Here is a 14,288-nt window from a genome sequence, read left to right on the forward strand (position 1 = left end):
GGAGGCTGCCATGCAGGTCACGACGATCCTGGTCAACGATGTCCCCAAGGTCGTGATCCGGCCCAACGACCGCAAGGATCTGGCCCGCTTCCTGCGCAACGGCCGCAGCTATCTCACCGGCGATGCGCCGGACGCGGAGCTGAGCCACCGTCCCGCCGACGAAGCCGAGGCGGCGCGCTGGCGCTCCGCCTACCAGTTGCATCTCGCCTGGGGCGGCAGCGAGGAATGGTTTTTCGGTGTGCCTTTATAGGCCGTAGTTCACTTGATTTCATCGGAGAGACCCATGTCGTTCATCATCAGCATCGAAGGCGAGCATGCCAGCCTGGCATCGGAAGACGAAGTCGCCGCCGGCATCGCGGCGGCGCGCGAAGTGTTCGCGCGCAACGAGGCTGACCCGCTGGCCTGCCAGCTCGCGGTAGAGAAAATGGAGAAAGACGAACTGCTCAACAGGGAAGAGGCGCTGCTGTGCCTGATCTGGGACGAGGCCGAGGAAGCCGCGTTCCGCGCGGTGACCCTGGGCTGGCTGAGCCGCAGCGTCGACATCAAGATCGCCGTGCGCGCCGAGGCCGGCGCGGAGGCACTTGCCGCGCGCCTGACGCACTGAAGCCTTATCCGCTCATTCTCGAACCCATGCGGGAAAACTCATGATCTATGTCGTCGAGGTTACAAGCCCCGGTAAAGCGAACGCCTGGTTCGCATTCGACCGGGAGGATTTTTCCCGCAAGGTCCGTGTCGCCAAGGAACGCGACGGATGCGTGATCTTCGCCGTGGCGACGCCGCGCAAGCTGCTCGAAGCGGCCGGCCTCACCCCGGAATCGCCTGCAGCCCGGGCCAGCCACGCCACGATATTCGAGCTGGCCGACAAGCACGGCTGGGACACCGAGCTGTACCGGGCCGACGAGCTGCTGGGAGAGGGCGTCTACGAGTCCGAACCGGTCTCCGAGTTCGAAGCCTGCGTCGCCGCCTTGGCGGAAGGGCTGGAGGCTTGCAGGATCTATCTGTCGGACGAATCGGCGACGAATGCCCTCTACGGCGATCCGTTCTATCAGGGGCGGGAAGGCTTCGCGGCGCACAGGGCCCTGCGGGACCAGTTGATCGCGCTGGAAGTCATTTCGGACGACATGTGAGCCTTCGGATACAGCGATGACCGTCGAGCAACTGATCGAAGCCCTCCGCGGGATGCCGCCGGAGGCCGTGGTCCTCTACGAGGGCGATGCCGGCTATGCGCTGGTGGGGGGCCTCAACCTGCAACGGAACGGAAACGGTGTTCCGGACGAGGTGATCCTGTTTCCCGATATGAACGAGTGAAGGTCACTCCACATGCGGAGTTCGATGCCTTTTGCATCCGCCGCCATTCCGCCCAAACCGTCTTCAAGCCTTGGCACATCGGTGTAATCATGGTTTCATTGCACCGGTTTTGTGCAAGCCGTCTTTCCGGCCGGGGAAAACCGGACAGGAACGGCTTCGGGGTTGCGCTGGCCGCGCTTGGATACGCTGACGGAGGAAGCGATGGGGCAAGGGCCGAAATACCGTGCTTTCAGCTTGATTGGATTCCTGATCATGGCGCTGCCGCTGCGGGCGGATGAGCTTAATTCCGCGGATACCGCGTGGATTCTCACGTCCACCGGATTCGCATGGTTCATGACCGTGCCGGGGCTGGCCTTGCTTTACGCGGGGCTGGTTCGCACCAAGAACGTCCTCTCCATCCTGGCCCAGTGTTTTGCCATCGCCGCCCTGGTGTCCCTGGTCTGGATGGGCGCCGGTTACAGCCTCGCCCTGGCGGGCAGCCAGGCATGGTCGATGTGGATCGGCGGCTCGTCCCGGCTGTTCCTGCACGGCCTGACGGCCGAATCGGCGGTCGGGCGGGTGTCCGAAGCGGCGTATTGCATCTACCACCTCAGCTTCGCCGTGCTCGCGCCGACACTCATGGTCGGCGGCTTCGCCGAGCGCATGAGGTTCTCGGCCGTGCTGTGGTTCACCACCCTCTGGACACTGTTGGTCTATGCGCCGGTCTGCCACTGGCTGTGGGGCGGCGGCTGGCTGGCACGCCTCGGCGCCGCGGACTTCAGCGGCGGCGTGGTGGTGCATGCCACCGCCGGCGTCTCCGCTCTCACCGTAGCCTGGCGGGTCGGGCCGCGGCGGGGGTTTCCGGATGCGCTCATGCCCCCGCACAATCTGACCCTGACTGCGGCCGGCGCCGGCATGCTGTGGATCGGCTGGCACGGCTTCAGCGCCGGCAGTGCCTTGATGACGAATGGCGCGGCGGGGCTTTCCATGTTGAACACCCACCTGGCGGCTGCCGCCGGCGCGATGGCCTGGATGGGCACCGAGTGGGTGCGCTTCGGCCGTCCAACCCTGCTCGGCCTGGTGACCGGCATGATTGCCGGGCTGGTCGCGCTGTCGCCGGCGGCGGGTTATGTGGGGCCGCAGGGCGCCGTCATCGTGGGAGGCGCGGGCGGGCTGGCCTGCTTCTTCGCGATTCCCTGGATCCGGCGCAAGCTGGAAATCGACGATGCCCTGGACGTATTCCCGGTACATGCGGCCGGCGCCCTGCTGGGCGTGCTCCTCACCCCGCTGTTCGCCGGCGGGGCCTGGGGCGGTTCGGGATTTCCGGGCGATTTAGGGGTGGGTCAGCAGATCGGCGTTCAGCTCGCCGCAATCGCCGCCGCGGGACTCTGGAGCGGCACCGTCAGCTATTTCATCCTCAAAGGGCTGGACCGCTGGCTGGGACTGCGCGTCGGCCCCGACGATGAAACCGAGGGTCTGGATTTGAGCTCGCACAACGGCAAGGGCTATTACTTCTGAATGGTAAGAACCGGTTCGGCAAGGGCCCATCCGCATTGGGATGGGAGGTCAGCCGATGGCTTCGTCGCCGATTTCCAGCGTGCGGATGCGGACGGCTTGTTCCGGTTCGAAGACCAAGATCCGGGCATCGTCGGCCGCCTCCGTGCCCAGGATGCCGATGATCGATGCCACGACGGTGTCCGCCAGGCGCTCGGCGGCGAGGATCTCCAGCTTGAGCAGGCAGTCGTCGGTGCGGGGCCCGTGCCTTTCGAACCCATCGCCGAGAATCCGGCTGACGGTGAGGCCGGTTGCGCCGATGTCCAGCAGGGCCTCGCGGGCTTCATCCAGCTTGTGCGAGGATATGATCGCAGTCACCAGTTTCATCATCCGGCCTCCTCTTGCAAGACCGGCGGCGACGTACGCTCGCCGGTCCCGATTCGCTTTTAGTTGATTTCGCTGCCGACCGGTTCCTCGAGCAGGTCGTTCCAGTCGGTTCGCTCCCGCATTTCCTTCTTCACGCCGGGCGGCAGCAGTTCCCGGCCTTCCCGAAGTTCCCACCCGCCGCCCAGCGCCTTGTACATGGCAATGACGCTGCGGGCGACGTCGCCCCGGCTCGCGGTCAGCCGGTCCTGCTGCTGCACCAGGAACAGCTCGGAATTGAGGACCCGCGTGTAGTCTTCGAGCCCGTTCTGGTATTGCCTCACCGCCAGTTCGGCTGCGCGCTGTGAGGCTCGGACGCCGTCCGCCAGACTGACTACCCGTTCCTCGGCCTTCTTGAGGGAGATGATCGCGTCTTCCACCTCGCGCAGGGCGCGCAATACGGTGCTCCGGTAGTCGGTCAGGAGTTCCTGGAATTTGGCGTCCTGGACGCGGACATTGTTGGTCAGCCGTCCGTACTGAAATATCGGCCAGGTGACGGTCGGTCCGAATTTGCCCGCCAGCCCGGAAGGGCTGAGGGCGTTGGCGACGTCGAGTCCGTCGATGCTGCCGGAATTGAAGCTGACGGTGCCGACCAGGGAAAGCCGGGGCAGGAGTTCGCTTGCGGCGATGCCGATCTGGGCGCATTGGGAGGCGGCCTTGTATTCCTGGGCGCGCACGTCGGGGCGGCGGCGCAGGATGTCGGTGGGGATGCCCATGGCGATCTCCGATCGGGCCGCGGGAATGTCGCTGTTCGGGCCCAGTTCCTTTTCCAGGTGGCTGGGTTGCATCCCTAGGAGGACGCTCAGGGCGTTCTTCGACTGGCGCAGCCCCACTTCGAGGCTGGCGATTTCCGCCAGGGTCGCCTGCCGCAGTGCCTTGGCCTGCTGCATATCGAGTTCGGTGCTCAGGCCGTTGCGGAACTGCGATTCGGCGATGCGGAAGCTGCGTTCCTGTAGGTCCGCATTACCCCTGGCGAGCACGAGGCGTTGGTGGAAAGTGCGGATCTGCACGTAGGCGGCGGCGACTTCGGCGGTCAGCGTCACCACCATGTCGTCGTATTCCAGCGTCGAAGCGGCCAGTTCCGCGCCGGCGGCATCGATGCCCCGGCGGAACCGGCCCCAGATGTCGAGCTCCCACATGGCGTCGAATCCGGTCTGGAAATAGGTGAACGTGTGGAAATCGCTTCCCTGGTAATAGGGAGAGAATTCGCTGATGCGCTCATAGAACGTGTCCATTCCCACATTCTGTTTTTGCGGGAACAGATAACCTTTGGCGATGCCGAGCTGGGCGCGCGCCTGATAGATGCGGATCGCCGCTTTCTGGACATCCAGATTTTGCTGGTAGGCCTTTTCGATGAGGCGATCCAGTACCGGATCGTTGAACAGTTTCCACCAGTTGCGGAAGTCAGCGGCTTTGGCGGTTTTCTTCGGCACATCCAGCCAAGTGTCGGTGAGTTTGATTTCCGGCCGGTGGAAATCCGGGCCGATTTTGTTGCAGCCGCCAAGCAGGAGCCCCGCGCCGGCAGCAAGGGCCAGGCGCAGCAAAAGGGCGCGAGCCGAATCGAACAAGGTCTTGCACATGGTGTGATCTCCCGAGCCGGTTCCGGGTCGAGACCTCTCAGGATTTGCCGGAGGTGATCTTGATGGGGACCACGGCCGCGGCGGGCGCCTGGCGCCGGTTGCGGATGTCTGCCGCTGGATTGGCGCGGCGGTTGGGTTTGGCCGAAGCCGCGCCGCCGTCGGCGCGGGCGAAGCGGGGAGACAGTCCGAAGCCGTATTGCGTCACCATCAGGATCAGCAGGGAGACAGGCCAGAAAACCAGCCAGAAGCCGTAAGTGGATTTGACATACTCCAGCATGCGCATGAGCAGGACGTGTTCCCGGGTTTGTTTCAGGTATTCCTCGTATTCCCGGCTGTCGTATTCCTCGAGAAACTTGAGGAATTGGAAGAATTCCCCGCTGCGATGGTTGCCGTAGGCCGATCCGAGGTAGGCGCGCAAGGCCTTCAAAGGCTGTTGCAGGCGTTCGGGATTGGCGCGGTAGCGCGCGGCCAGATAGTCGATCACGTCCTCCACATTTTCCGCTTCCTGCGGCAGGCTCATGTGCGGTACCACGTAACGCAGCAGGCCCGGGCGGCTGTGAGTGGATTCGTAGATATGGTTCAGGTAATGCAGCAGGATGCCGATGGATTCCTGCGATTCCATGGCGAGCAGGACTTTCAGCGCCTGGGTTTTGACATAGGGCTCCTCGGGGGTTTCGACCAGTATGTCGACGAGGCTTTGCACTGCTGCTTTCTCGTCCTCGCTCTTCCACGCCGGCGCGGCCTGCCCCATGACGGAGTGCAGCGCGGCGCCGTCATTGAAAATCAGGTCGAGGACGTAAAGGGCCTTCTGCCGGTCGCCGACCGTCGCCAGTGCGTAAATGGCGAAAACCCGGGCGAAGGTATCCGCGTTGGTCCGGTAATTCACCAGCATCCGGACGATCTCGGTGAACTTGCGGTCATTGGCGCTCTGCATGTCGAGTATTCTGAAATTGCCCACGGCGATTGCCGCCAGCCGCCTGACCTCCGGATGGGAGTCCTGCATGAGTTCGAAGATCAGCGGCAGGGTGTAAGGGTCCTTGCGCTCGGCGAGATACCAGGCCAGATTGCCGCGCACGGCGGGATTCTCGTCGATCACCATCGCATCGACGGCATCGGGTAAGCCTTCTTCGAAAGCCTGGACGATTTTTCCGTAGTCCCCCATGGCGAGGCCCATGACCGGCTGCCCGGCCGCGGGAACCCGGTTTTCGAGACCGATGCGGATGAGGCTGTGCCGCAGGTAATCCTGTTCGTAGGCAGCTCCCGACAGCTTCCCCAACGGGGGATATTTCTCCCGGTTCAGGAAGTCCTTGACCGCGATGGGTTCGACCGTGCCATAGAGGGGGCGCACGCGCTGCTGGAACGTATCTTCCAGAAACCGGTCGAGCCTCGCCTGAGAGTAATGGATCTCGGAAACGGTCTTCTTGCGGTAGTCGAGCAGAGGCTGCAAGCCGGGCCGCCCGATGCGCTCGAATCCCCTGAGAATGGCGTTCCTCTTTTGCAGATAGAGGCCGAGGAATTCATGGTTCAGGCGTTTTTGCCGGGGATATTCGCTGTCCAGCGCCTCGTAGAGATTGATCAAGGGCTTGACCAGTCTGACGTCGCTGGAGAAACGGTCCACCATGAAGTCGATCAGTTCGACCTTGTGGGTCTCGTCGACGTCGCCATCCTCCAGCAATCGAAGCATCACATGAAACAGCTCTTCGGCCTGTTTCGAGAGGAAGGCTTCTTCGTCCCGGTCGGTCAGCCGCCAGGTTTCCAGGATCGTATGGTAGCGCGCCTCCGAAATCGCCCCGTCGCGCAACAGGTTTTCTACATTGTCGCGGACGATGGCGTGGCGGCGCATGCCGGTGCTGCTCACCGCGATCTGGTTCAGGCTGGCGAGGACTTCGGAGAGGTCGCGCTCCTGCTTCTCCCGCAGCGCGATCAGTACGTCGCGGACATGGGAATCGTGCGCCATCAGCGGTTCGACATCGTTCCAGCTCAGGCCCGGCTTGATGTGGCCTGCGGGTTTTACGGCCGCCGCGGCGCGCGTTCCGGCAAGGGTGGACGCAGCTGCTGCGGGAGACGTTCCAGGGGTGAGGATGGGCAGGCCGGCGATCCATTCCTCCCGCAGATCGCTGTCAGAGAGCGGTTTGGGCTGATTGGCCGAGAGGGCGGAGAAGGGGCGGTCACCGTAGGGCACCTGGGTCATGGTGTACAGATACCCGCCCAGGAACAGATGGGCGACGGTCAGGCTCCCGTAGCCGATCTTGCCCCAGAATCCCGAAACCAGGGTTTCGAGCATAAGAAACGCCAGACCGAAGGTGAAACAGAGCATCACCAGATAAGGATTGAGCTCCCAACCCAGCGCCTGCGCCACCAGCCCCAAACCGGCGAGCAGCAGCAGGGCGGTCCGGTACAGCCGGACGATGGCGTTTCCGCGGCTGTGCATCAGCCGGTAAAGGAACACATTGAGCAGTATCGCGGCGAGAAATCCCGCAGCAGCGGTCATCAGCATGGCAAACACCTCCGGTCTGCATGTCGGCCCGTCATGCGGCCGCCTCCAAGAGGCTCGGCGAGCCGATGCGGTAATGATGAGCCAGGTAATGCTGCTGTTCCGAACTCAGGCTGCTCAGCGGGACCGCCATCCGCAGGTCCGAGCCCCTGTTGTCGATCACCAGGCAGGGTTCCCCGTCCACGCGCTCGAGCGCCCCGACGAAACGGCCGCATGGCGCGTCGCCGGAGTCACTGACCAGTTTGCCGCGGTCGGCGCCCCGGCCAGGTTTCAGCACCACCTCCTGCACCCGTCCTTGCGGTTGTTCCAGCACGGCATGGCGGTTCAGGTGGAGGGCGAGATGGTGTTCTGAAAACACCAGGACGGCGAACGAATCGTCGGGTGCCTGTTCTTCCGTGCGCAGCGCGTCGAAAGTCGATCTGGGGACCATGGTCCGGGTGTGGATGTCCACCGGCGAGACCGGATGTTTGGTGGACTGGATCTGCGCCTGGTTGGCGGTATCGGCTTCGCCGGCCAGGTTCGTCAAGTCCAGTCCGTTGCGCAGCAGCATCTCGTGCACCAGGCTTGCGCCAGGTATCCAGCGGATCACGTCCCACAATGCGCGGTTGACGATTTCCTTGCGCCGGAAGCCGATCACGAACTCCGTGATCAGGCCGTCGCAGAGGTCGATGAGCCGGCGGTTGATCAGGCGAAACACCTCCGGGGACAGCTTCCCGTCATATTTCGCCCGCAGTCCCGCCAGGCTGTCGGACAGCACGGTCTGGTAGGGCCGTGACGCGCTGGCATAACACGAACCCTGGCGCACCTTGTCCCGCGACTGAGGCTGGCCGCCATTGAAGCGGATGCCGCCGAGCTGGGCATAGACCATGTTCTCCTCGGCGGCGTTGTTGGCTTCCTCGATGCCCATGCGTTCGTCGGGCAGGCGGTGGATGGTCACCACCCCGCGGTGTGCCCGGATGCCATAGCGGTGCAAGGCATCGCGCACCGTATCGGCCCAGTAGAAGAAAGGGGTCAGGAACGCCGGCATGTTGGAAAACAGGGTGGCGTTGTAGCGCTCGACGATGCGGGCGATGTACTTGCGGTCGATATAGACTTCCGCTCGCGCGCCGATCCTCTCGAACACCGGCCGCCCTTGCCAGCGGCGGATGCCCAGATGGATCAGCCAGAGCGCGGTAAGGAACAGCGCCGCATCCAGCACGTGGGCTAGCAGGCCGACGCCGGCCAGGAAGGCGAGCGGGGAGAACAGAAGGCCGAACACCGGCACCCCGAAGACCGTGGCGATGACGATGTAGGCCGCGAAGATGGCATAGGAGCGGACGAATTCCACCTGGTTTTCCGCACGCGAAGCGGCCTCGCTGTCCAGGGCGTCCGCATCCGGCGAATCGATGGGTTCGCCGGCGGCGTTGCAGCCGACCCGGTTGGGGATGTCGACGCCATACACCGCGGCCTGGAATTCCCGGAAGGCCTTGATGTCGGACATTTGCAGATCGCTGCGGAGGTCGAAGTCGCCGCCTTGCCCGGTCAGGACCTCCCGGTTCAGCGTGCTGTAGGCCTCGATGGCTTTTTGGGTCAGGTTGATCAGGATCTCGGTGAGCACCGCCTGGGTCGCCACCGGCACGATGGTCGCCGCTTCGGCCCGGCGCCGACCGCTGGTGCCATCGGGGGAGAGGTGGCTCAGGTTCACGAAGGTATTGGGCAGGATCGGATCGTCGGGGTGATAACCCTGGCCCAGGGCCTCGGTCATGGAGTTGAGGAAGGACTGGGAGAGGACGAAGCAGCGCTCCGCGCCGACCAGGTCGCGCGCCTTGCGCACCACGGCCAGGGTCGACTGGGTCTGGGCGGAATTGCTGACGCCCAAGAACACGGTCGAGGGACCGTAGCAGCCGATGCCCTCCCGCTCGGTGCGCTTCATTTCCTTCAGTACGTTGCCGGAGTTTTCCGCCCGAATCCTGAGGCCCGGCAGTACCGAATGCAGGGCGATCGCGAATTCGTTGAGGAGGTCCTGGTTGAAATCCACGCCATAGAGCACGAGATCGTGCATCCGTGGGTCCCGGCCGGGATCCAGCAGGTTCTGGAACAGCAGTTGGCTCAGGCGGTCCATCGCGGCGTGGTTCTCGCCGCCCCGTTCGAAGGATTCCACGATGCGTTTCAGGACGAAGGGAATTTCGCAGAGGTCTTTTTCGACGGCGTTACCCTGTGCCGGAAGCAGGTGGATACGGCTGATCTTGGGGTTGTTGTTGACCTGGAACCAGTTGGACCGGCTCCGGGTTTCCCGTCCTTCGCCGAAGGGTTGCAGCGCCTTCGGTGCGGGGAGGGGTGGCCGCGAAAAATCATCGTCCACCTTGGCCCGATCGTAGATGCGGATGAATTCGGAAGGGCTTGCCGCGCGATACTCGATCGTGGCGTACTGGCCGTCTTCCAGATAGATTTGCAGCGCATCGTCGTCTAGCTCGCCTTGGTGCAGGGTCGAGGTGACACCCAAGGGTTCCGCGCTGCCGAAGATTTCCCCTCGCGTACGGTTGTGGCCGAGGGAGAAGGCCTGGGTCAGCGAAAACACCCCCATGCGGGGTTCCAGGGTGGAGCAGACCATCAGCGCGAATTCGCCGACCAGATCGCGCGAGGCGGTGCGCATCACCCAGGTCAGGTCGTGATGGCAGAAGGCTTCCTCGAATGCCGCGACAAAGCGTCCGACGGCATCTGCATCCAGCGTTGCCCCGACCTCCCGTGCAAGCGCTTCGCGCAGGCGGTGCCTGGCCTCGGCGGAGAGGTCGGCGAGGGACCGCGCCTGCGCCGCCAAGGCGCTCTGGCCCAGTTCCTTGCGGATGTTCAGCAGGGCGAGATCGATGGCATCGGCCCAGCGCAGGAGCGGTTCGAGGTTGAAATTGCCGCTGGCGATGTCCCGGTTGTAGTCCAGTGCGGCGGTGAAATAGGCATAGCGCAGCGCCTTGTAGGACAGCCCCTGGGTATAGATGAAATCCACCCATTCGGCGACGCTGCGGGAATCCGAGTCGCCTTTCGAGCTGGTCCTGGGCATCATGCTCAGGAATACCCCGCGGGCTTCCTGCTGGGTGAAGAAATGCCGGCACTTTTTGCCGTCCAGCGTAAATTCGAGGTATACGCCGTCCATGTCGCCGTTGTGGGCGATCATGTTGAAGACTTCCCCGGGTTGGGAAACCAGGGCCTGGTCTTCCACCCGATGGTGCATCATCGCGTCGTAGTATTCGTACCAGTGCGGCTGGGCGTTGTGCCAATGGGTCGCGCCGCCGGTGGCGTAACGCAGGTGGAGGAGGATCGCTTCGAAGTCTTGGGGACGCCGGTAACCTTCGCGGTTGGCCTTGCCGAGCAGGCCGTCCAGCCGTTCGGAAAGCACGCCCACGATGTCTTCCCGCTTGCCTTTGACGACCTTGTCGAAGATCACCGACTGGGCGCCGCCTTTGTCCACCAGCACCGAAAATCCCGCCGACTGACCGCCCCGGGTCGAAGCCTCCCGCGCCAGGATTTTCGCCATCTCCCGCAAACGGTCCGAGACCAGCAGGGGCGAACTTTCTTCCCCGTCCAGGCCGTAGCGCACGGCGAATGCCGGGCCGCAGGCCCAGTAGGGCGCGGCGCCATGGACCAGGGCCAGGAGGTCCGGTACTGAAAGCATCGCAAGGATCGAACTGGCGCAGAAGCAGCTCCAGGCGAGCACCGCCAAATCTCCGCCATGGGCTTCCAGACACCAGGAGGCAGCGGCCAGCGCCGACAGGTTGGCCAGGATGCCGGCCGCCGCCACCATTCTGCACCGCCACCCCTCGTACAGGGACGCCGGAATGCGGGGCGGATGAGCGGACATCTGGGGTATCGGTCCGAACGGCAGAAGACTCCTGCCGAGTTCTCCGAACGGGATTCCCTCCAGAATCGTCGCGGCGGAGAAAGCGGACGGATTGCGGGTAAGCGCGAACAAGGCGAGCGCATGGCCCAGGCCGTGTATCGCCAGGGCCAGGGCATTAGTGAACCGCAACGGGGCCAGCATGAGTTCCAAAAGAACTCGCGGCTTCGCGGGCGAAGCCGGAACGATGCTTCCTGTCATGGCGTCAATCCTCGGGTCTGGTGCAAGGGCCTCCGGCGGCTTTTCGCTGTGGCGAGGGCCGGGAGTCCACGCGGTATCGGCATGCCGGATTGCGGGGACATCGATCCGGGCAGCTCGAACCGCCAATTATTTTTGTCAGTGTCGATTCAATACGAGCGTGCTTACGTTAGAACATGGAGGGAGGCACGTCAACACGTGATGCACATAAAAAGTGCGACGCACCATAATAGTGCGATAACGTGGTTATTCGTGGTGCGATCGGCCGGTCTCTGGAAGACGGAGGGCCTGATGCGGAGGAAGGCGATGCCGTTCAATCGTGCCATTCGCGGAAGACGGCCCGAGCGTGCACGATTTCACGGCATGGGGTGTGGCAAGGGGAAGGATGGGGTCAACGATCGAAAACGGGCGTTTGGCCGTGAACGCTAAGCGTTCGTTTCACCGGGTTCCATGCTTCCGCTCGCCAGCGCCGCCTTCAATACCCTGGCCAAGTGCACGCCCTCCCGCCCCGCGCCGTCGCGGATCTGGTGACGGCAACTGGTGCCATTGGCGATCAGCAAGGTGTCCTCGTCCGCTTCGCGTATCCGCGGCAGCAGAGCGAGTTCGGCCATCTGCATGGACACTTCGAAATGCTCGGCCTCCAGCCCGAAGGCGCCGGCCATCCCGCAGCAGCTCGATTCGATGAATTCCACCTTCAGCTGCGGCACCAGTCCCAGCACCTTGCGCATCGACTTCATCGCGCCGAAGGCTTTCTGGTGGCAGTGTCCGTGGACCAGGGCCTGCGTCTGGGGCAGGGGACGCAGCGGAAGCTCGAGCCGCTTGGCGTCGTGTTCGCGGGCCAGGAATTCCTCCAGCAGCAGCGCCGATTTGGCGATCGTGCCCACGGCATCGCCCAGTCCCAGCGAGTAGTATTCGTCACGCAGCATCAAGAGGCAGGACGGCTCCAGGCCGATGACGGGCAGCCCTTGCTCTGCATAAGGCAGTAAGGTTTCCACCATGCGTTTGGCCTCTGCCCGCGCCTGCTCGACCAAGCCGTGGGAAAGGAAGGTGCGTCCACAGCACAGCGGGCGTTCCGCGGCGGGCGGCCGGGCGACATGGACCCGGTAGCCGGCGGCGGTCAGCACGTCGAGCGCCGCCTGCGCGGTTTCCGGCTCGAAATGGTTGGAGAAGGTGTCGACCAGCAAGACGACCTCGGGCCCGTCGGCGTTGCCGGCGGGTTGGGTCGAGGCGGCGGCGAGGAACTCGGTCGGTGCGCTCAGGGGCAGCGAGCGCGCGGCGGCGATGCCCAGCCAGCGTTCGCCCAGCTTGGCCAGCAGCGGCACCCGTTCGCGCAGCCTCACCAGCCAGTTCAGCCGGCCCCGTTTTCCCGCCCAGTGCGGAATGTGCGCCAGCAGGCGTTCCCGCAACGGCGCGCCGCCGCGCTGTTTCCATCGCTGCGCCAGCGCTTCGACGCGCAGCAGGGCCATGTCCACGCCATTGGGGCATTCGCGCTTGCAGCCTTTGCAGCCGACGCACAGGTCCATGGCCGCTTCCAGCTCCGGTCCGACGAAGGGCTTCGGGCCATATTCGCCATTCAGCGCCGCCTTCAGCGATTGGGCCCGGTGGTGGGTGGAGTGCGCCGCATCGTGGGTCACCCGGAAACTCGGGCACATCACGCCCTTTTCGCTGCGCTGGCACTGCCGGTTGCCGATGCACACCGCCGCCGCCTTGCCGTAGGCACCGCCTTCGGAAGGCACGGCCGCATAGGCATCGCCCGCGCCGTAGCTGTCGTAGGCCGACCAGTCGAGTTGTGTGTCCATTGCCTCAAACCCTTGCAAATAAATCCGTCCAAGCAGGAGTGATGCCATGCCGGCGTATACATGCAAGTCATTGGTTTTATGGGGGGTATATGGGGCTGATGGTACTCATCGACTGTACGAAGTACGACAAGGCTAAGCCGGATATTTCATGATGACATGCGCCAGGCCAGGTGGTTGCACCCGATGTTGCTTGTTACCGTGTCATCGAAGAAAGGTAGTTAAAGAAGGGAGAGACAAGCGAATCCGCCGCATGGGCGGCCGTGCGGGTTCTTGCCGGAATGGGAGGGCAGGGCAGGCGCCCTGCCTTTGGCGGGTCAGAAAAACGTCGCCACGGCGGCGTCGAGGGTATCGCGCATATCCGGGTCGTCGGTGAGGGGACGGACGAGCGTCATCATGCAGGCCGCCCGGGGGGCGATGCCCTTGGCGATGAGATGGCCGGCGTAGACCAGCAACCGGGTCGAGATGCCTTCGTCCAAGCCGTGGCCCTTGAGGTTCCGGGCACGATGGGCGATCTGCACCAGCTTCTCGGCGATCTTGGGATCGATGCCGGTCTCGTGCGACACCACATCGACCTCGACAGCCGTTTCGGGATAGCTGAAATCCAGCGCGCCGAAGCGCTGCTTGGTCGACTGCTTGAGGTCCTTCAGCAGGTTCTGGTAGCCGGGATTGTAGGAAATCACCAACTGGAAATCCGGGTGGGCATGCACCAGCTCACCCTTCTTGTCCAGCGGCAGGGTGCGGCGGTGGTCGGTCAGCGGGTGGATGACCACGGTGGTGTCCTGGCGGGCCTCCACGACTTCGTCGAGATAGCAGATGGCGCCGATGCGGGCGGCGAGCGTCAGCGGACCGTCCTGCCAGCGGGTGCCGCTGGCATCGAGCAGGAAGCGGCCGACCAGGTCCGAGGCCGTCATGTCCTCGTTGCAGGCCACCGTGATCAGCGGGCGCTTCAGCTTCCAGGCCATGTATTCCACGAACCGGGTCTTGCCGCAGCCGGTCGGGCCCTTGAGCATCACCGGCATGCGCGCGGCATAAGCGGCTTCGAACAGTGCCACCTCGTCGGCGGTGGGGCGGTAATAGGGTTGTTCCTGGATCAGGTACTGGTCCGCGTTGGACATCGAAAATGCCGGTTAGGTGTCTTGTAAATA

At 63.9% G+C, this 14,288-nt stretch carries 11 protein-coding genes; 5 read left to right on the top strand and 6 right to left on the bottom strand.

Features of this window, described 5'->3' with window-relative positions; translation table 11 throughout:
* Positions 1-10 precede the first annotated feature (10 nt).
* The 5 genes from GNH96_RS04060 (at position 11) to GNH96_RS04080 (ending at position 2,805) form a co-directional block, all read left to right on the top strand.
* Positions 11-250: a hypothetical protein gene (locus GNH96_RS04060; RefSeq protein ID WP_169602513.1), complete on the top strand. Its 240-nt coding sequence runs from the start codon at positions 11-13 to the stop codon at positions 248-250.
* A 33-nt stretch (positions 251-283) separates the two neighbouring features.
* Positions 284-604, top strand: coding sequence for a hypothetical protein (locus GNH96_RS04065; protein WP_169602514.1), 321 nt, complete (start codon positions 284-286; stop codon positions 602-604).
* Between the two features lie 40 nt (positions 605-644).
* Positions 645-1,127, top strand: coding sequence for a hypothetical protein (locus GNH96_RS04070; RefSeq protein WP_169602515.1), 483 nt, complete (start codon positions 645-647; stop codon positions 1,125-1,127).
* 16 nt (positions 1,128-1,143) lie between these two features.
* Complete coding sequence (locus tag GNH96_RS04075; protein WP_169602516.1) at positions 1,144-1,308, top strand: hypothetical protein; 165 nt, start codon at positions 1,144-1,146, stop codon at positions 1,306-1,308.
* Between the two features lie 201 nt (positions 1,309-1,509).
* On the top strand, positions 1,510-2,805 hold the full coding sequence (locus GNH96_RS04080) for an ammonium transporter (protein ID WP_169604583.1): 1,296 nt from the start codon (positions 1,510-1,512) through the stop codon (positions 2,803-2,805).
* A gap of 48 nt (positions 2,806-2,853) precedes the next feature.
* Here GNH96_RS04080 and GNH96_RS04085 read toward each other — a convergent pair whose 3' ends face one another.
* The 6 genes from GNH96_RS04085 to GNH96_RS04110 all read right to left on the bottom strand — a co-directional run bounded on the left by GNH96_RS04085 (position 2,854) and on the right by GNH96_RS04110 (position 14,258).
* Positions 2,854-3,171, bottom strand: coding sequence for a P-II family nitrogen regulator (locus tag GNH96_RS04085; protein WP_228720003.1), 318 nt, complete (start codon positions 3,169-3,171; stop codon positions 2,854-2,856).
* Between the two features lie 56 nt (positions 3,172-3,227).
* Positions 3,228-4,784: an efflux transporter outer membrane subunit gene (locus GNH96_RS04090; RefSeq protein WP_169602517.1), complete on the bottom strand. Its 1,557-nt coding sequence runs from the start codon at positions 4,782-4,784 to the stop codon at positions 3,228-3,230.
* A gap of 37 nt (positions 4,785-4,821) precedes the next feature.
* On the bottom strand, positions 4,822-7,281 hold the full coding sequence (locus GNH96_RS04095) for a HEAT repeat domain-containing protein (RefSeq protein WP_169602518.1): 2,460 nt from the start codon (positions 7,279-7,281) through the stop codon (positions 4,822-4,824).
* A 31-nt stretch (positions 7,282-7,312) separates the two neighbouring features.
* The gene (locus tag GNH96_RS04100) at positions 7,313-11,347 is read right to left on the bottom strand and encodes a class II glutamine amidotransferase domain-containing protein (RefSeq protein ID WP_169602519.1); all 4,035 of its coding nucleotides are present in this window, start codon (positions 11,345-11,347) and stop codon (positions 7,313-7,315) included.
* A gap of 422 nt (positions 11,348-11,769) precedes the next feature.
* Complete coding sequence (locus GNH96_RS04105) at positions 11,770-13,143, bottom strand: (Fe-S)-binding protein (protein ID WP_169602520.1); 1,374 nt, start codon at positions 13,141-13,143, stop codon at positions 11,770-11,772.
* Between the two features lie 314 nt (positions 13,144-13,457).
* Positions 13,458-14,258 (bottom strand): CbbQ/NirQ/NorQ/GpvN family protein, encoded by an 801-nt coding sequence (locus tag GNH96_RS04110; RefSeq protein ID WP_169602521.1) that lies wholly within the window; start codon positions 14,256-14,258, stop codon positions 13,458-13,460.
* Between the last annotated feature and the right edge of the window lie 30 nt (positions 14,259-14,288).

The sequence above is a fragment of the Methylococcus geothermalis genome, from assembly GCF_012769535.1.
In the GTDB taxonomy this organism is placed as follows: Bacteria; Pseudomonadota; Gammaproteobacteria; order Methylococcales; family Methylococcaceae; genus Methylococcus; species Methylococcus geothermalis.